The organism is Microvirga sp. 2YAF29 (assembly GCF_052114605.1).
Classification (GTDB): domain Bacteria; phylum Pseudomonadota; class Alphaproteobacteria; order Rhizobiales; family Beijerinckiaceae; genus Microvirga.
Genome location: NZ_JBFRFB010000005.1, coordinates 163,895 through 181,419, shown reverse-complemented (window position 1 = coordinate 181,419; position 17,525 = coordinate 163,895). Strand labels below are relative to the sequence as shown.

Sequence of the window (17,525 nt, the reverse complement as noted above, 5' to 3'; positions counted from 1 at the left end):
GGTGCGGTTGAAAAAGGGCTTCACTGGCACAATCGCGAAAGAGGGAAAGGACGGACGGACTCGAAGTCGGTCCTTTTAGTTCGTTGCCGGCTTCTTCGGCTTGGCGTTGCCGGCGCCCGTGGGGGCCGGTCCGCCCTGGCCGGGTACGAACAGGGCCCGGACGCGTCCGCCGGGCTTGGTATCGATATTGGCGACGCCCGTATCGATGTCGTAGGTCACACGCTCGCCCTTGGTCACGTTGGGGCCGTCGCTCAAGGTCGCGTTCCCCATGAGCAGGATCTTGTTGGCGCCTCGGTCGAAGGTGGCGTTGTCGCCGGTGGCGACCTGGGTCTTCGACACGATGGTGACGGGCCCGGTGCAGTCGATCTTCTTGATCGCGCTCTCGCTGGGGCCCTGCTGCGCGGCGGGGGCCGGCTGGGCGCCGCCCTGCTGGTCGCGGTTCTGCTCATAGAACACGGTCATGAGCGAGCATTTCATGGTGCTTTCGCCCTGCACCGCCACTACGTCGCCCGTAAAGACGGCGCGGCCTTCCTTGTCGTAGACGTCGAGCTTGTTGGCATCGATCTTGATCGGCTCTTTGCTGGAACCGAAATTGCCGAAGCCCACGGCACGCTCTTTCGAGGCCTGGGAGAAAGCGGCGGTGGCCGGAAGGGCAAGCGCAAGCACGAGCGCGGCGCGGGTGAAGCTCATCATGGACGGACACTTGGAGGTTGGGCCGCAGGCGCCGCAGCGGGAGACGCGGCGGTGCCAGTGCTGGCTGAATTGGGAGAATCGGCGGGCTGGAACGTGGTGCGCACCCGGCCCTTGAAGGACATCTGCTTGCCGTTGTCGATGACGCGAAGGCCCTCGGCCTGAATCTGGCCATTTGTGCCGAGCAGCACGGTGACGGGCTCGTTCGACACGACGGAGCCGGTCTTGAAGTCCACGAAAGCGGAGCGGAGCATGACCTGCTGGCCGGAATCGGTGCGCACCTTCACGTCCTTGCGCAGGTTCATCTGCTCTTTCTGGGTGTTGAGAATGCCGATAGCGGCCTCGAGATTGGCCACACTGCCCTTGTCGTCCGTGACGATGCGGGCGCGCAGGTCCTTCAGCTCCACGAAGTTCGGCTTGCGCACGTCCTGCGTGGCGGCGCTGGCGGTCACCTCGTAGGGGCGGTTGTCGTTCTTGAACCCGGTGAGCTTGGGGGCTTCCATGGTCACGTTGGTGCCGCTGACCCCGACCGCGTTGAAGCTCAGGTTCTCGATCTTGCGGAACGGGTCGAGATAGGCCACGAGCCCGACGGCGCCGATGCCGATCACGGAGCCCAGGGGAATGGCGAACTTGGCAAACCGCACCCAGCGCGAATGGCGCTTCGCCTTCTTGAAGGCGCGCGTGCGCACAACCGGCCTCGATGCCGGGCCACCTTGAAATGTGGTGCCCTGAAGTCCCGCCACTGCTGTTCCAACCTCTTCCGTCTCTTAAGGTACGGCGCCATGCAGGAATGTGATGGCGATGTCATGACGGATATAAGGTTTATGCTGGAAAGTTTAAGCCTGCGTCAACTGTGGGCGAAAATATCGGTCTCGGCCCAGCCCAGAAGGTCGAGCTGAGCACGGGTCGGCAGGAACGAAAAGCATTGGTGGGCAATGCCTAGGCGGTTTTCCCGCTCCAGCATGCGGTCGAGCTTGTCCTTCAGCGCGTGCAGATGGAGCACGTCGGAGGCCGCATAATCGAGCTGGGCTTGCGTCAGCGTATCGGCGCCCCAGTCGGAGGATTGCTGCTGCTTGGAGATTTCGACGCTCAAAAGCTCCCGCGTGAGATCCTTCAGGCCGTGCCGGTCCGTATAGGTGCGCACGAGGCGCGAGGCGACCTTGGTGCAATAGACCGGGCGGGGCATGCTCGCGAAAGCGTGAAAGAGCGCCGCCAGGTCGAACCGGGCATAGTGGAAGATCTTGAGCACGCTCTCATCCGCGAGCACCTTGATCAGGTTTTCGGGCCTGGGGCCGTCCTTCAGGATCTGCACCACATCCGCATCGCCGTCACCCTTCGAGATCTGCACCACGCAGAGCCTGTCGCGATGGGGATTGAGGCCGAGCGTCTCGGTATCGACGGCAATCGCCGGGCCGGGCTTGTAGTTCGCGGGCAGGTCGCCGCGATGAAAGCGCGTGGTCATGAGGGTTCCGGTACTGGCCGCATCTTGAGCCAGAGCATTTTTAGGCGATGTGAATCCGGTTCGCCGCAAAAAAATGCGGCAAACCAAGACGAGAGCTGTTTTCACTTTCATGGAAGCAGCTCTCGAACGATGGCACGGGCTGTAGCCGTCTTCAAGATGACATCAACCAACGAGAAAGCCCCGCGCGGGGCGGGGCTTGTTCGAGTCTTGTCGCGTCAAGGCCATCAATAGCAGGTGCGGACCCGCTGGAAGACCACGCGCCCGTAGCGGTTCACGACCCGGCGGCGCTCCACGACGCAATGGCCGGGAGCATAATAAGCCGGGCGGTAATAACCGGAGCCATGATAGTAGGGATTGCTTGCGGCACCCGCGATCGCGCCCAGCGCTAGCCCGCCGACGAGACCGGCTGCCGCCGCGCCGCCATTGTAATACCTGTAGCCGCCCCTGTAGCCATAATAGGGATATCCACCGTAGCGGCGTCCGTAATAACCAGACCGATAGCCATAAGCGGGACGATAGCCGTAACCGCCACGGTATCTGTAATATGCGCCCGGCGGACCATAGGCGCGGCCCCCGAATCGAGGTGCATAGGTATCACCTGCGGGAGCGCGGGCTCCCCAACGGGGCTGAGCGGAGGCATCGGTGGTCTCAAGCGCGGTAGCGCCACCGAAAATCAGGGCCGCAGCCAGCAGGGTCTTCAAGGAAGTACGCATTGTGCCCTCCAGGACAATCTGGACGACAACGGCATGTCATATCCCGATGTTCCGCCCTTGTCTGGCAGGCAAGGCCCGGCTTTCAGGCGCTTTGCCCGTCAGCCCCTTGAGATCTTCGCGGGCGCTGAAGCGGCGTTGCACATTGCAATCTCTCCCAGCATGGCCGCGATCATTTCGCGGCTTGCGGGTTTTTCCAGCCATGGCACGCCGCGCAATTCCAGCGGACAATCCACCCTCGGCGAAAGACCTGAATAGATGGCGAAAGGAATGCCGCGGCTCTTCAGGGCCCGCGCCACCTCGAGGGATGTTCCGTCCTTGATCATGAAATCCAGAAGCGCGACGTCCGGTGTTTCGCTTTCAAGCCAGCGCAGGGCCTGCGCATTGCTCATGAACGGACCTTCGATCCGAAAACCCATTTCCTCGAGAGAGGCTTCCAGCGACATTCCGATGAGAGCCTGGTCTTCCACGATCATGCAGCAAGGCTGGATGATTGAGTCTGTCATGCAATCCACCAACTCGTATTGTCGTGAAACGCTCCATGCAAATTCACGATAGGCATTCTTAAGTCGACGAATAAGCGAATCGATTACCGATAGATTCTCTCGCAAATCTGCGGACGCACATTCACTCATGTGAATAACAGCCGGAAGAAGTAAACCCCGCTCGTCCGTCAATCTCTGCGCGCAACGAGTCGATAAGACATTTGCCGGAAGGCGATTGGGCTATCATTCCCACCACCTGAAAGTGATCCTCAATCGCGGCCTGGGTTCACATAGGTTAATGCACCAGCGCTCTAACGGAAGTCTGCTTCCATGTTCTGAAGTCGGAAGGGAGGCACCATGGCGGCTGAAACAGCCTTGAAGCAGCAGATGCTTGCTGCCATCCCGCATCTGCGTGCTTTCGCGATTTCGCTTTCGGGCAGCGTGGACCGAGCCGACGACCTGGTTCAGGGCGCGTTGCTGAAGGGCCTGAGCAATCTCGATAAGTTCACTCCCGGCACTAGCATGCAGGCTTGGCTTTTCACGATCCTGCGCAACGATTTTCTGACCTTGGCGCGCCGCAGAAAACGCGAGGTCGAGGATCCCGAAGGGGCTCGGGCCGAGAAAGTGGCGGTGCTGCCGGAGCAGGGAGCGCACCTTGATTTCAGCGACATGCTGAAAGCTCTCGGCAAGCTCCCCATCGATCAACGCGAGGCGCTTCTGCTCGTCACCGCGGAAGGGCTTACTTACGAAGATGCGGCGCGGATCTGCGGCACCAATATCGGCACCATCAAGAGCCGCATCAATCGTGCGCGGCGGCGCCTGGCGGAACTGATGCATCTCGACACCCGTGACGACCTCGGCCCCGACAAGCTCGTCCAGGCCGCGCTTTACATGCATTCTTCCATGTAGGGATGAGGGAACGTCACTGCCCATGACAAACAGTGACGTTCGGTTGTTCAGAGGATGAAGCTTTCGGCCGAGAGGGTGTAAACGCCCTAAGGAGGGGGACGAAGGCGTAAGCTGAGCGGACAGCCCGTCAGACCGGTGCAGCCTGGATCGCGGGCGGAAGCGGCGCCTCGTCGCGCGCCCCGTTCACCCTGCGCAAAGCCGCGTTCAGCTCGGCCCCGAAGATGAAGATGGCGGCGGAAATCTGCAGGAAGATGAGCGCCGTGAGGATGCCTGCCAGGCCCGCATAGGTGGCCTTTACATGGGTGACGTTCGCCAGGAACTCGCCATAGAGCGTGGCGCCCGCAAGCCACAGGACGAGAGTGGCGGCGATGCCGGGCATCACGTCCCGCAGGCGCGGACGGGTATCGGGCAGGCCGATATGCGTGGCGGCAAGGCCCAGCACGAGCACGATCGTGGCCAGCACGTAGCGCACCACGTCATAGGTGAGGCGCAAGGAACCGAGGTCCGGCATATAGGCCACGAGGGTACGCCAGAAGGAAGGCCACAGCACCACGAGCACCGAGGCGGCCACGAGCGCGCCCGCGCCCACCAGGATGAAGCCCACGCCGATGAGCCGTGCCAGCCACCAGGGCCGGAACCGCTCGACCCCATAGGCGCGGCACAGGGCGACGCGGATGCTCTCGACGCCGTTGGTCGCCACCAGAACGGTCACGAGAATGCTGATCGTCAGCACGTCGCGGCGGGGCACGAGAACCTTGTCGGCCTCCTTCGCGAGCGGACCAGCCACGCCCTCCGGCCAGAAATCGAACAGCAAATGGACGATATGGGTGGAGATGCGCCCCGCCCCGAGAAAAGCCGCCAGCGCCGCCACGCAGATCAGGAACGGGAACAGCGCGATGACGAGGGAGAGCGCCACATGGCTCGCCATCGCCAAACCGTCATTGCGCGAAAAGCGCGAGGCCGCGTCGGCGATGGGCGCCAGAACGGAGCAGGCACGGGTGTGGAGGGCGGCGAGCAGCATGAAGCGTAGGGTGGGCCTTGGTGACAATGTGACCTTGATGCGATCAAGCGCGCATCCTGGCAAGGCCCAATATGGTCTCACCTCGATGTCTGGGTCGTAAAGCGCTGCGCGGGTTCTCTCCCCCTTGCGGGGAGGGTGAGGGTGGGGGCCGTAAAGTCAGAGTGCTTCGACCTGACGGCTTGTCAGCCCCAATCCGCTCCAGCGGAGCGTTTCGCGCTTGGTTCCGACTTCCGCCTCACATCAACGGCTGCGGCTTCCCGCTGAACCCGATCCTTGTTCGCTTCCTTCTGCGACGCTTTGCTGTCCACGATCAGGCGGGCGCCGCGCTGGTAGGTCAGATAGTTCCAGAACCAGGTGAAGGCGACGATGGCCCGGTTGCGCAGGCCGATGAGGAAATAGACGTGGGCGAAACCCCAGAACAGCCATCCGATGAAGCCTCGGAGGTGAAGGCGGTCGAGCTTCACCACGGCGGCTTTGCGGCCAATCGTGGCGAGATCGCCTTGATGCCGATAGCGGAAGGGGTCGGGGGCCGGGCGGCCCTCGACCCGCGCGGCGATCACATCCGCCACGTATTTCCCCATCTGCTTGGCGGCAGGGGCGATGCCGGGCACCGTCTTTCCCTCCGCATCGACAACCGCCGCCGTGTCGCCGATGGCGAAGATCTCAGGATGACCCGGGACCGTCAGATCCGGCCCGACCTTGATCCGCCCCGCCTTGTCCTTCTCCACGCCGAGCCATTCCGCGGCCGGCGAGGCGACGACGCCTGCGGCCCAGATGATCGTGTCGGCTTCGATCCGCGTGTCGCCGAGATCGACCCCGCCCTCATCGCAATTCGTAACCGGTGCCGAGGTCATCACCTCGACACCCATCTTCTCGAGGGCCTGCTCGGCATAGGATGAAAGATCCTCCGGGAATACGGGCAGCAAACGGGGCCCCGCCTCGATGAGGATGACGCGCGCCGCATGGGGATCGATGCGCCGGAACTCGGCGGGCAGGGCATGATGCGCCACTTCCGCGATGGCGCCCGCCATCTCGACGCCGGTCGGGCCGCCTCCGATCACCACGAAGGTGAGCAGGCGCCGCTGCTCTTCGATGTCCCCCGTCAGCTCCGCATGCTCGAAGGCCATCAGCACCTTGCGGCGGATGGCGGTGGCGTCCTCGATCTGCTTGAGCCCCGGAGCGACCGAGGCCCATTCGGGATGCCCGAAATAGGAATGGGTCGCCCCCGTCGCGAGGACGAGATAATCATATGGAACGGTGACAGGCCCGGCATGAACGACGCGCGCATCCGCATCGACCGCCGTCACATCGGCCATGAGCACGGATGCGTTCTTCTGGCGCTTGAGAATGCTGCGGATCGGCCAGGCGATATCCGCAGGCGACAGAGCGGCGGTGGCGACCTGATAGAGCAGGGGCTGGAAGGCGTGGAAGTTGTTGCGGTCGATCACCGTCACATCGGCAGGCGCCCGCGCCAGGGACTGAGCCAATGTCAATCCGCCGAAGCCCGCCCCGACGATCACGACCCTTGGTGTATCGGCCATCTTGAGCTCTCGCTGTTGCCGCGCGAAGAGAGCCCCTTCCGACGAGGCCTCCCCGACGTGAAAGTAGAGCGGCATCACGGATGTTCCCAGGGCTTGGATTTCCCGTAGATACTACGGCTTGGCGATAGACCGTGCATTCTTCTGAGATAGCATGCAAAGGCGCGCTCTTTCGCACATCTCGAAGGATTTTCCGATTTTTCATGGCGCCATGTCACACCGCCGAATCGTCAATCGTCTTTGCGGTGAGGCACGGTCGGATGAGTGAGCAATTCATCTCATCACCGTGTCCGATGTCACATTCGGCACCGCCATCTCGTCATGAGGGCATGCCCAGATCAAGAACGGAGACGACGATGACACAGCGCGTGGCAAACCCCTTTAAGGTCGCCCCCGAGCCCATCAAGGCCATGATGGCGCTCGAAACGACTCTCGCCGGCAGCGGCCTGGACCACAACCTCATGGAACTTGTGAGGTTGCGCGCCTCTCAGATCAACGGCTGTGCCTATTGCATTCACATGCATGTGACCGACTTGCGCAAGCACGGCGAAAGCGACATGCGGCTCCACCTTCTCAGTGCATGGCGGGAATCGTCGTTCTTTACCCTGCGCGAGCGCGCAGCCCTGGGCTGGACAGAGGCTCTTACCCGGCTTGCGGAAACCGGCGCGTCGGATGCAGATTATGAAGCCCTGAAGGCCGAGTTCACCGAGGTCGAGCAGGTCAACCTGACCCTTGCCATCGGCACCATCAATGTGTGGAACCGGCTGCAGGTCGGGTTCAGGGTCGAGCATCCGAGGGATGAAGCACGCCATGCTGCCTGACCAGGCCACCGAACTCTTCGAGGCGCACCGCCAAAGGCTGGTGCGCCTCGCCTATCGCATGCTCGGATCGCAGGCGGCGGCCGAGGATGTGGCGCAGGAGGCGTGGCTGCGCTGGCGGAAGGCGGATCATGCCGAGATCCGCGAGCCCGGCGCCTTCCTATCCCGCATCGTCACGCGCATGTGCCTGGACGAGATGAAATCGGCCAAAGCGAAACGCGAGATTTATGTGGGCGAGTGGCTGCCCGAACCGCTTGTCGAGATCGAGGACGACATTGTCGATCCCGACGATCTCACGATGACATTGATGATGGCGCTGGAGCGCCTTTCACCCCTGGAGCGCGCGGCCTTTCTGCTGCACGACGTGTTCGGCCTGCCGTTGAACGAGATCGCCACGACCCTGGATCGGGAAGCCCCGGCGGTGCGTCAGCTCGCCTCCCGGGCGCGCAAGCATGTGCAGGATGCCCGTCCGCGCTTTCCCGTATCCCGCGACGAGGGCGAGAACATCGCCAAGGCTTTCTTCGCGGCGGTGAACAACGGCGATATCAGCACGCTCAAGTCCATGCTGGCCTCGAACGTCGTCGTGCAGTCCGATGGCGGCGGCAAGGTGCTTGCCTTCATTAATCCAATCACGGGCGTTGATCGCGTGCTGCGGCTCTATAGGAGCCTTCATCGCAAGCTCGGGAGCGATTGGGTGAGGATGGTCAGGCCGGTCTGGATCGATGGGCTGCCGGGCTATATCAGCCATGAGCGAAGCGGTGTTCTCCAAACGACGGCCTTCGCCATCGAGGATGGACGCATCACGAACATCTACGTCACGCGCAATCCCGACAAGCTCCAACACGTGCTGGAGCTTGTGGCGGATCAGGATGGCATGAGCCGTAGGCAGTGACTCTTAGGGACCGGCTCCCGTCACACGCCAGGGCCACGGACGCGCCGGGCGCGTGACCGGCTCATCGGCGTAAGTTCGATATGGGCGGGGTTGGGCGTATGATCGAGCATGGCGCCATTGGCGGCATCGATGACAAGGCCCACGGAACCGCCGGGAAGGACCGCGTTGCCGATCACGCCGGGAGCGGCCTTCTCGGTAAGCGCCGTTTTCACGAGCACGGAACCCTGGCGATATCCTCTGGCCTGGGCATGGGCGGTGAATTCCGTCCTCCGGTTGACGGTGACGACGCAGGGCGATTTCGGGCATTCATGTCCAAGGGACGTCCAGATGCGCGCCGTGGCCGGCGTGGAGGTGATCGTCACGGGTTCTTCCGTGCCGCGCGTCACTGTATTGCACGCCGTCAGAGACAGAAGTACTCCGACCGCACATCCCACAACCCTGATCTTCATGAATGCTCCCTGTTCGCAGACATATGATGACGAGACTCATCAGCAGGTAGCGCTCGCAGCTACGCTTGCCAGTAGGCTCGTGCATCGATCGCATCGGAACCGCGATTTGGATCATGTGTTCTGATCTTAGCAGGCCCGCCTCATAAGCACGCCCCTCTCACGGCTTCCGGCAGGAAGCGTCTCCTCTCGCCGGCGATCCTGTTCGATCGAAGGCGCAAGCCGCTGGAGAAGTTGTTCTCCTTCGCTGCACGCGAAGGAGGTGGTCCTGCGTGGGTCATAAAAAGCCCGGGTTTCACATGTCGGTACCTGTGAGGTGCCGTTCGATAGCGCCGCAAGGCAGATAGAGTAGTTCCGTCTATGCTTCCGGATGACAATTCCGACGACAAAGATCTGAGTAAGCCGGACATCCAGGGAGGTGGGCAGAGCGCGGGCATTCCGGCTGCCGGGAAGCAGGAGCATGACAGCTTCAATCCCACCGGAGGTCCGGGCGTCATGCATTGGCAGGAAGCCACGATCACGAGACCGGGGCTTAGCGAGCGCGGAAACGTCTTCTTCGCCGCCATTGAGATGACCCGCATGCCCATGGTCCTCACGGATCCGAACTTGCCGGACAATCCGATCGTCTTCGCCAACCGGGCCTTCCAGGATCTCACGGGCTATGAAGAATCGGAGGTGCTGGGCCGCAATTGCCGATTCCTCCAAGGCGCCCACACAGACCCCGAGACGCTGACCGAGCTGCGCGAGGCCGTGAAGGAGCGTCGTGCCGTCTCGGTCGAGATCATGAACTATAAACGGGATGGAACCCCGTTCTGGAACGCCTGCTTCCTGGGACCTGTCTTCGACGATCGGGGCAAGCTTCTCTACTTCTTCGCCTCGCAGCTCGATGTGACGCGGCGACGAAGCTCGGAGGCGGCGTTCCGCCAAGCGCAGAAGATGGAAAGCATCGGCCAGCTCACCGCGGGGCTCGCGCACGATTTCAATAATCTGCTCCAGGTGGTCGCGGGCAATCTGGAGCTGGCCCTTTCGCGCACGGATCAGGAATCCTTACGTCGTCCGTTGATGAATGCGAGCCGCGCCGCCGAGCGCGGCTCGAAGCTCACGAAGCAGCTCCTGGCTTTCGCGCGTAAGACCCGCCTCGAACCGAAGCCCACCAATCTCAACACCCTCGTCGTGGCGTTCGGCGAGATGCTGGAGAATTCGGCCGGTCCCAACATCGATATCCAGCTCAATCTCCGGCCACGGATTCCTCTGGCACTTCTCGATCCGGTGCATATGGAGATGGCCGTTCTCAACGTGCTCATCAACGCGCGAGATGCGATGCCCCAGGGCGGCACCGTGACCATCTCGACAGAGAAGGTCTCTCTCAACGGAGATGCGCCGGCCCACCAACTGCCGCCGGGCGATTATGTGGCGCTCTCGATCAGCGACACCGGCGCCGGCATGGTGCCGCATGTGGCGGAGCGGGCCATCGAGCCCTTCTTCACCACCAAGGGGCAGGGCAAGGGCACGGGGCTCGGCCTCGCCATGGTTCATGGCTTCGTGCAGCAATCCCTCGGGCGGCTCGAAATCAAGAGTGAGCGCGGCGCGGGCACGACCCTGCGCATGCTGTTCCCGGCGACCGAAGAGAGCGGAGAATTGCGGCCGATGCGGCGTGAGCCGTCTCATGACGAGCCGAAGGGGAAGGCGGAAACGATTCTCGTCGTGGAAGACAGCGCCGATGTTCTCGAACTCGCCCGCGAGCATCTGACGGCGCTCGGATATACCGTTCTGACGGCAGTCAACGCGGATGATGCGCTTGCGGTATTCGAGCGTTCTCAGGGCAAGATCGACCTGCTCTTCACGGATCTGGTGATGCCGGGAAGCATGGACGGTCTCGCGTTGACCGAAGTCATCCGTGAGCGCGCGCCCAGCATTGGCGTGCTGCTGACCACCGGCTACAATGAAGACCTTCTGGTCGAAGGCCAGCCGGCCAAGGATGCGGATGTGCTGGGCAAGCCATATCGCCGTAAGGAACTCGCGGATCGGGTGCGCGCGGCCCTGAGCAATCGGGGTCGGCAGCGACGCCCGCCCAATCCGAATCCGCCCAAAGGACCCGGCCACGAGGGGTGATCATGCCACGCTATTTCTTCAACCTGCATCTGAGTGGAAACGTACTCGCCGACCCGGAGGGCCAGGAGCTTCGCGATGCGGATCAGGCCTGGGAGCTATCGCAGGCCATGGCTCGCGGCCTTCTGGAAACCCCGTTCGAGAAGCCCGTGAACTGGGCTGCCTCCCATATCGAGGTGAAGGACGATCAAGGTGAGATCGTCCTGGAATTTCCTTTCCTCGAAGCGATCCAGCTCAAGCCGCCGCCGCATCATTGACCGGCGGTTTCATCGCTCTCCAGGCTACCCGCCCCGTCATAGATGCTGCGCAGAAGGAAGCCCATGTCCTGCCGGTCTACGTGGCCGATGCCGGGCAGATGCCCCTCGTCGAAGCGCAAACTTCCGGTCTCGGGTTTATACTCGACGGAGAGGGACATCCTGTCCCCCTGTCCCGGTTCCTCGCATTCGATGATCTGGAGGCCCTTGTCTCGTGGCGTGGCATCGAACCGACAGGACAGTTTGCCCTCTTCGATCCAGCGATAGAGCGGCCCGATGGGGCCGAGCGCCAGCGGCTCGCTCTGCCAGGGGGCGAACACCACGACCTGCGTGTCGGGCGGAAAGTTCAATGCAATCCATTCAACAGCGGCCCGCTCGGGCGAGAGGAAGGCCGTCGCATCGCTGACGGGCGTCATGCGCCGGCGGTCGAGGGCGGCGGGCGTATCCGCGAAAGCGGGCCATGCCGCAAGCCACCCGGCCGCGAGGCCGCAGAGCCATGATCTTGAGAATGTCCGCAACGGTGCCCCCACCGCCCGGCCGGTCTGTTGCGCTCGTTCATGGCGCAATCTTTGGCCTGGGATGACGGGAAGCTTAGGCTTGAGTTGACGTAGCGGCAATCTCTCCGGCGAGCCGGAACCCTGTGATTCCTGGGAATAAGAGTTACAATTCCGCCTGCACTAGGCGCCAGGGCACGGGCGGGAGCTGGCCTGCATTCACCGCCACGCCGAACACCTCCGCGAGGCGCGAAGGCGTCAGCACCGTATGGGGCGCTCCCCGCGCGACGAGGCGGCCCTGGTTCATGAGGACCACGCCATCGCCGATCCCGGCTGCGAGCTGGAGATCATGCAGCACGGCGACCACCGTTAGCCCGTCTTGGGTGAGATCGCGTGCGGTCTCCAGCAGGGCGAGCTGATGCTTCAGGTCGAGGCTGGCAATCGGCTCGTCGAGAAACAGGATCTGACGGTCCTCGACCGTGCGCCCCGCCGCGAGCTGCGCGAGTACGCGGGCGAAATGCACGCGCTGGCGCTCGCCGCCGGACAGGGTCTGGTAATTGCGGCTTGCCAGATGCGCCACATCGGCCCGGTCGAGGGCATGAAGGGTCAGGCGCTGCCGCTCGCTGCGGGAAAGGCCGCGTCCGAGGCCTTCGACACCGAGGCTCGCCACCTCGAAGGCGGTGAAGGGGAAGCTCAGTTCCGAAGCCTGGGGCATGACGGCCCGCGCATGGGCCAGGCGCCAGGCGGGAATGGAGGTGAGGGGTTGGTCCCTCAGCAGGACCGCGCCGTTGCTTGGGGTGAGTTCCCCGCACAGCAAGCGCATCAGGGTCGATTTTCCGGCGCCGTTGGGTCCGACCACGATGGTGAAGGAGCCCTGCGCAATGGCGAGGTCGATCTCCTGCACCAGGGCCCTCCCGTTGCTGCGATAGGAAACGCCCTTTGCCTCGATGATCGGGCTCACAGGACCAGCCCTCCCTTGCGGCGCATCAGAAGCCACAGGAAGAACGGCGCTCCGATGGCAGCGGTCAGGATGCCGATGGGCAGTTCCGCCGGAGCGGCAACGGTGCGTGCCACGGTGTCGGCGGCAACCAGCAGCGATGCGCCGAGGAGCGCGGAGGCGGGCAGGAGCATACGATGATCCGCTCCTACGATAAGGCGCAGCACATGCGGCACCACGATGCCCACGAACCCGATCATGCCCGCGCAGGCAACGGATGCGCCGACCGATACGGCGACAAGCAGGATCGCGATGGCCTTCACCCGCTGCACCGGCACGCCGAGGTGAAAGGCTTCCGCCTCGCCGAGTGACAGGGCGTTGAGGCCGCGCGCAAGGAAAGGCGTTGCGAGAAGCGTCGGCAGGATGAGCGGCGTTGCGGCGGACACCTTCGTCCAGGTCGCGCCGCTGAGAGAGCCGAGCGACCAGAACGACAGATCGCGCAATTGCCGGTCGTCGCTGATATAGGCGAGCACACCCATGAGCGCGCCCGATAGCGCACTGAGAGCCACGCCCGCCAGCAGCATGGTCGCAATCGCGGTGCGACCGCTGCGGGTCGAGATGGCATAGAGCGCGAGCGTGGTGAGCAAGCCGCCGAAGAACGCGCCGATGGGAAGCATGCTGAACGGCAGGGGGCCGACGAGCGGCGCGAGAAGCGCATCGCCCAACGTGATCGTCGCCGCCGCCGCGAGAGCCGCGCCGGCTGACACGCCGACGAGGCCGGGATCGGCGAGGGGATTGCGGAACAGGCCCTGCATCAGCGCGCCGGAGGAGGCGAGCGCCGCACCGATGAGCAGGCCGAGCAGAAGGCGCGGCAGCCGCACCTGCAGGATGATGAGCGCATCGCCGCCTACCGGGGTGCCCTGTCCTGCGAGTGTATCGGTGAGAACGGCGAGAACGCGCGAGGCGGGCACGCCAGTCGCGCCGAGGCTCAGCGCGCCGAGGCTGACGATCACGACCAGAACGACGAGCACAGGCAGCAGCGCGCTCTTACGGTTGCGGGGCAGCGCCGCGGCATCGAAGGCCATGGATGTCATGGCATCTGGTCGGGATGGAGTGCTGCCATCAGGTCACGCGCCGCATCGGGCGTGCGCGGCCCGAAGCCCAGGAGATAGAGCGCATCCATCACCACAAGGCGGCGCTTCGCGGCGGCAGGCGTTCCGGCAAAGGCGGGCAGCGCGAACGGATCGGGCGCCGCGCCGCCGGGGCCGCGATCCATCATCACGATGGCATCGGGCGCCGCCCCGATGATGCCTTCGTCCGAGAGAGGTTTCCAGCCAACGAGCGAAGAGGCGACATTCGTGGCGCCGGCAAGGCCCAGCATCGCATCCGCCGTGGTGCCCTGGCCGCCGACGAGCGGCCTTCCGTTCTGGAGCGAGAGCACGAAGAGCGCGCGGACGCTCAGGTCGACCTTCTTCTTCTGCTCGGACAGGCGCGCGAAGCCCTGCTCGATCTCACCAGTAAGCGCTTTTCCACGCTCGGCAGCGCCCACGGCCTGCGCCACGAGCTCGACACGGCGCAGGATTCCCGCCGCGCTCGGCTCATCGGGAATGCGGATGATCGGCACGCCCGCCTGTTCGACGAGGCGCAGGGCGTCCGGTGGGCCTGAGCCCTCGGTGGCGAGGACGAGGGTGGGGTTGAGCGAGAGGATGCCCTCGGCACCCAGCGCCCGCATATAGCCCACATCCTTCTTCGTCTTGAGGGCGTCCGCCGGAAACTGGCTGGTGGAATCCACGCCCACGATCTCCTGGTCGAGGCCGAGGCGGTAGAGGATTTCGGTGACCGCGCCGCCGATGCTCACGATCCGGCGCGGCGCCTCTGCGCGGGCCATGCGCGGCAGAATGAGGAGGGACGGCGTTAGGAGAAGAGAGCGTCGCGACAGCATCTGAAGGCTCCGACCTGATGAGAATGGGCTTGCCCTTCGCCGGTTCCGCCGGCGAAAGCAAATTCCCACATCATCATCAGTTTTTACATGTTCTAAACTGGGTTCGACTTACAGGCTGCATGTATTCGCAGTTTAGAAAAATGTAAAACTGCGAATTGAAGAGCCGATATTGACGCAATTACTTGATTTGGATAGCGGATGCAAACTCATCCTATGGAGAATGCGGCTCACCAATCGGTCGCCTGAAGATCGACATGAAAGACCCGCACTAAGCCTTGCCTGCCTTTGTTCCTCTCGCATCCCAGTCCCCTAACCATTCGAGGAAAGAAAACATCCATGTTCATCGCCATGAACCGCTTCAAGGTGCTGAAGGAAGCTACAGAGGAATTCGAGCAGCGCTGGCTTGGCCGGGACAGCCACCTGAACGAGCTGGAAGGGTTCGTCGAGTTTCACATGTTGCGCGGTCCCGAGCGCGAGGACCACATCCTCTATTCCTCGCACACGGTCTGGCAGTCGCGGGCGCATTTCGAAGCCTGGACGCGCTCGGAACAGTTCCGTGCCTCGCATACCCGCGCCAGCACCGGCTCCAACAAGCCGCTCACCCTCGGCCATCCGGAATTCGAGGGCTTCGACGTCTTCCAGACCATCCGCAACACGCCGAGGGGCGGCAGCCATGAATGACGTGCTCGACTGCCTCGCCGGAATCGGCGGTGCGCATGGGCGGGCACTTGCAGGCCGAGAGCTGCCGCTTCATTTATTTCCATCGACCGTCCCTTCTGCGGCAAGCGCTTCTGCTCGCTGCAATCCGTGAACGAAGAGGGTGGTGTGATGTTAACGATCTCGTGGGCCGCAACGAGGATCGAAGTCCGAAGGCTGACCGGATCGTCCGGTTCGAGTCACTGCGCGAGCGATTTGGCCGACAAGGCTGAAAACGGAGAAAGGTGAGGACCGTCATGGAAAAAGCACCCGCACAGGACCCGATCCTTCCGGTCGATGACGAGGCCCGTCACCTCGCGAAGCGCCTGATGCGCACCGCGCGTTCCGGCGCGCTCGCCACCAACGATGCGGCGAGCGGCATGCCCTTCTCTAGCCTCGTGGCTGTGGGCACCGATCTCGACGGCTCGCCCATCATCCTGACATCGAAGCTCTCCGTGCATACGCACCTGCTCGAGACCGATCCGCGGTGCTCGCTCCTCCTCTCGGCCATCGGCAAGGGCGACCCGCTCGCCCATCCGCGCCTGACCCTGCTCGCGAAGGCGCGGCGGCTGGAGGGCTCCGCCGACGAGACCCGGAAAATCCGCCGCCGCTACCTGACGCAGCATCCGAAAGCCGAGCTCTATGTGGACTTCCCTGATTTCGCCTTCTGGCGTCTCGATGTGAAAGGGGGCAGCCTCAATGGCGGCTTCGGTCGCGCCTACCGCATGGAACGCAAGGACCTTCTCACCGAAACCTCCGGCTTCTTCGATTTCTACGATTTCGAGGCCGGCGCCATCGAGCACATGAACACCGATCATGCCGATGCGGTGGCGCTTTATGCCGAGAAGCTCTGCGGTGCCCGGGCGGGCGCCTGGCACATCATCGGCATCGATCCGGAAGGGCTGCAGCTGGCGCTCGGCGACGAAATCCTGCGGCTGCCGTTCCCGAAGCCGCTCACGGGGCCGCATGAATTACGTCCGGTGCTCATGGTCCTGGCGCAGGAGGCGCGGGCGAAGGGCTGAGTGCCTGATAAGGAAAGCGCAGCATCTGTTCTCTCCCCTTGCGTGGAGGGGATACCGGCAGACCGGTTGCGACGGTAGGGGCTTGTCCTGCACCGGCCTTCCCTCACCCTCCGCGCAAGGCGGAGAGAACAGGCGCGGTGCTTGATCAGAGGTGCAGTCCTCAGCGGGAAGCGACCACCACGACGCATTCGGCCTTCGCGTCGGCGTTCCGGGTCATGGCGGGCCGGCCCGCAACGGCCTCGCCTGCGGGGCGTAAGATGATGGACTGGCGCTCGCGGGCCACGAAGGCCTTGGGCATGATGGTCTGGATATCGGCCTCGGCGGCGCGCATGGTGGCGTCGTCATGGCCGGGATAGAGGTGGAAGATCGCAAGCCTGCCGACATTGGCGGCTTTTGCGAGCTCGACGCCCTTCTGCCAGGTGGAATGGCCCCAGCCCCGGCAATACGGATACTCTTCCTCCGAGAACATCCCGTCATAGATCATCAGATCCGCATCGCGCACGAAATCGGCGAGGCCCTGATTGGGCCAGGGGTCGCTGTGCTCGAGATCGCTGATATAGCAGACGCTCAAGCTTCCGTGGCGGAAGCGATAGCCCGTAGCGCCGCCGGGATGGCTTAAGGGATGCGTCTCGATCTGGATGCCGCCGTCCAGGGTCAGGGTCTCGCCGGAGCGGAAACCCACATGCTCGAAGCGGGCGGGAAGCTGGCCGAGGCGGATGGGGAACAGGGGCGGGGCGAAGAGCCGGTCCAGGGCGGCCATGGCGCTGTCGCCGTCGAGATTGCCGCAATAGGTGCGCACCAGGCGCTCCTTGGCGAGAGCAGGCTTGAAGAAGGGCAGGCCGCTCACATGGTCGAGGTGCAGGTGGCTGAAGAGGATGTCGATGGTCTCGGGCGCGTCGTTGCCGAGATGGCTGCCGAGGGCGGATATGCCGGTTCCGGCATCGACGATGAACATGCGCTCGCCGCAGCGGATCTCGACGCAGGCGGTGTGGCTGCCGAATTCCACAAACTGAGGACCCGATGCGCAGGTGGAGCCACGTGTGCCCCAGAAGCGGACCTCAAGCTCGTCAGAAGATGCAACTCGCCTTACCATGATTGGA

The 17,525-nt window shown here is 63.5% G+C and carries 20 protein-coding genes; 7 read left to right on the top strand and 13 right to left on the bottom strand.

From position 1 onward, the window contains the following. Positions 1-75: 75 nt before the first annotated feature. The 5 genes from AB4Y85_RS08815 to AB4Y85_RS08795 form a co-directional block, all read right to left on the bottom strand. Entirely contained in the window at positions 76-693 is a 618-nt protein-coding gene (locus AB4Y85_RS08815) for an LptA/OstA family protein (protein ID WP_441984507.1), read from the bottom strand. Beyond that, the gene (lptC, locus tag AB4Y85_RS08810) at positions 690-1,379 is read right to left on the bottom strand and encodes an LPS export ABC transporter periplasmic protein LptC (RefSeq protein ID WP_441984506.1); all 690 of its coding nucleotides are present in this window, start codon (positions 1,377-1,379) and stop codon (positions 690-692) included. Before lptC ends, AB4Y85_RS08815 begins: the two co-directional genes overlap by 4 nt. 158 nt (positions 1,380-1,537) lie before the next feature. After that, positions 1,538-2,152 carry a ribonuclease D gene (locus tag AB4Y85_RS08805; RefSeq protein ID WP_441984505.1) on the bottom strand — a complete coding sequence of 205 codons (615 nt, stop codon included), beginning with the start codon at positions 2,150-2,152 and terminating at the stop codon, positions 1,538-1,540. A gap of 224 nt (positions 2,153-2,376) precedes the next feature. Beyond that, complete coding sequence (locus tag AB4Y85_RS08800) at positions 2,377-2,865, bottom strand: hypothetical protein (RefSeq protein ID WP_441984504.1); 489 nt, start codon at positions 2,863-2,865, stop codon at positions 2,377-2,379. A gap of 98 nt (positions 2,866-2,963) precedes the next feature. Further along, a complete protein-coding gene (locus AB4Y85_RS08795) occupies positions 2,964-3,497 on the bottom strand; it encodes a response regulator (RefSeq protein WP_441984503.1) in 534 nt (177 codons plus the stop codon). Between the two features lie 207 nt (positions 3,498-3,704). Between AB4Y85_RS08795 and AB4Y85_RS08790 the strand changes: the two genes are divergently transcribed. Then, positions 3,705-4,256, top strand: coding sequence for a sigma-70 family RNA polymerase sigma factor (locus AB4Y85_RS08790; RefSeq protein ID WP_441984502.1), 552 nt, complete (start codon positions 3,705-3,707; stop codon positions 4,254-4,256). Between the two features lie 127 nt (positions 4,257-4,383). Here the strand turns inward: AB4Y85_RS08790 and AB4Y85_RS08785 are convergent, their stop codons facing one another. Next, a complete protein-coding gene (locus AB4Y85_RS08785) occupies positions 4,384-5,277 on the bottom strand; it encodes a YihY/virulence factor BrkB family protein (RefSeq protein ID WP_441984501.1) in 894 nt (297 codons plus the stop codon). 182 nt (positions 5,278-5,459) lie between these two features. Continuing rightward, the gene (locus tag AB4Y85_RS08780; RefSeq protein ID WP_441984500.1) at positions 5,460-6,818 is read right to left on the bottom strand and encodes an NAD(P)/FAD-dependent oxidoreductase; all 1,359 of its coding nucleotides are present in this window, start codon (positions 6,816-6,818) and stop codon (positions 5,460-5,462) included. Positions 6,819-7,171: 353 nt separating this feature from the next. On the opposite strand from AB4Y85_RS08780, the gene AB4Y85_RS08775 reads away from it, so the two are divergent. Then, positions 7,172-7,636: a carboxymuconolactone decarboxylase family protein gene (locus AB4Y85_RS08775; RefSeq protein ID WP_441984499.1), complete on the top strand. Its 465-nt coding sequence runs from the start codon at positions 7,172-7,174 to the stop codon at positions 7,634-7,636. After that, positions 7,626-8,525 (top strand): sigma-70 family RNA polymerase sigma factor, encoded by a 900-nt coding sequence (locus AB4Y85_RS08770; RefSeq protein ID WP_441984498.1) that lies wholly within the window; start codon positions 7,626-7,628, stop codon positions 8,523-8,525. Before AB4Y85_RS08775 ends, AB4Y85_RS08770 begins: the two co-directional genes overlap by 11 nt. 20 nt (positions 8,526-8,545) lie before the next feature. Here AB4Y85_RS08770 and AB4Y85_RS08765 read toward each other — a convergent pair whose 3' ends face one another. Then, positions 8,546-8,974 carry a translation initiation factor 2 gene (locus AB4Y85_RS08765; RefSeq protein WP_441984497.1) on the bottom strand — a complete coding sequence of 143 codons (429 nt, stop codon included), beginning with the start codon at positions 8,972-8,974 and terminating at the stop codon, positions 8,546-8,548. Positions 8,975-9,331: 357 nt separating this feature from the next. Between AB4Y85_RS08765 and AB4Y85_RS08760 the strand changes: the two genes are divergently transcribed. Next, positions 9,332-11,083: a histidine kinase famiy protein gene (locus AB4Y85_RS08760; protein WP_441984496.1), complete on the top strand. Its 1,752-nt coding sequence runs from the start codon at positions 9,332-9,334 to the stop codon at positions 11,081-11,083. Between the two features lie 2 nt (positions 11,084-11,085). Further along, positions 11,086-11,337 (top strand): DUF6894 family protein, encoded by a 252-nt coding sequence (locus AB4Y85_RS08755; RefSeq protein ID WP_441984495.1) that lies wholly within the window; start codon positions 11,086-11,088, stop codon positions 11,335-11,337. Here the strand turns inward: AB4Y85_RS08755 and AB4Y85_RS08750 are convergent. From AB4Y85_RS08750 to AB4Y85_RS08735, 4 genes are all read right to left on the bottom strand, one after another. Beyond that, on the bottom strand, positions 11,331-11,852 hold the full coding sequence (locus AB4Y85_RS08750) for a hypothetical protein (protein ID WP_441984494.1): 522 nt from the start codon (positions 11,850-11,852) through the stop codon (positions 11,331-11,333). The genes AB4Y85_RS08755 and AB4Y85_RS08750 overlap by 7 nt on opposite strands. Before the next feature lie 142 nt (positions 11,853-11,994). Next, complete coding sequence (locus AB4Y85_RS08745) at positions 11,995-12,789, bottom strand: heme ABC transporter ATP-binding protein (RefSeq protein ID WP_441984493.1); 795 nt, start codon at positions 12,787-12,789, stop codon at positions 11,995-11,997. Then, positions 12,786-13,859, bottom strand: coding sequence for a FecCD family ABC transporter permease (locus AB4Y85_RS08740; RefSeq protein WP_441984492.1), 1,074 nt, complete (start codon positions 13,857-13,859; stop codon positions 12,786-12,788). Before AB4Y85_RS08740 ends, AB4Y85_RS08745 begins: the two co-directional genes overlap by 4 nt. Continuing rightward, positions 13,856-14,707, bottom strand: coding sequence for a heme/hemin ABC transporter substrate-binding protein (locus tag AB4Y85_RS08735; protein WP_441984491.1), 852 nt, complete (start codon positions 14,705-14,707; stop codon positions 13,856-13,858). Before AB4Y85_RS08735 ends, AB4Y85_RS08740 begins: the two co-directional genes overlap by 4 nt. 336 nt (positions 14,708-15,043) lie before the next feature. Between AB4Y85_RS08735 and AB4Y85_RS08730 the strand changes: the two genes are divergently transcribed. Both AB4Y85_RS08730 and AB4Y85_RS08725 read left to right on the top strand, forming a co-directional pair. After that, positions 15,044-15,388, top strand: coding sequence for an antibiotic biosynthesis monooxygenase family protein (locus tag AB4Y85_RS08730; protein ID WP_441984490.1), 345 nt, complete (start codon positions 15,044-15,046; stop codon positions 15,386-15,388). Between the two features lie 272 nt (positions 15,389-15,660). After that, complete coding sequence (locus AB4Y85_RS08725; protein WP_441984489.1) at positions 15,661-16,425, top strand: HugZ family pyridoxamine 5'-phosphate oxidase; 765 nt, start codon at positions 15,661-15,663, stop codon at positions 16,423-16,425. Positions 16,426-16,585: 160 nt separating this feature from the next. Here the strand turns inward: AB4Y85_RS08725 and AB4Y85_RS08720 are convergent, their stop codons facing one another. Continuing rightward, positions 16,586-17,518, bottom strand: coding sequence for an MBL fold metallo-hydrolase (locus AB4Y85_RS08720; RefSeq protein WP_441984488.1), 933 nt, complete (start codon positions 17,516-17,518; stop codon positions 16,586-16,588). Between the last annotated feature and the right edge of the window lie 7 nt (positions 17,519-17,525).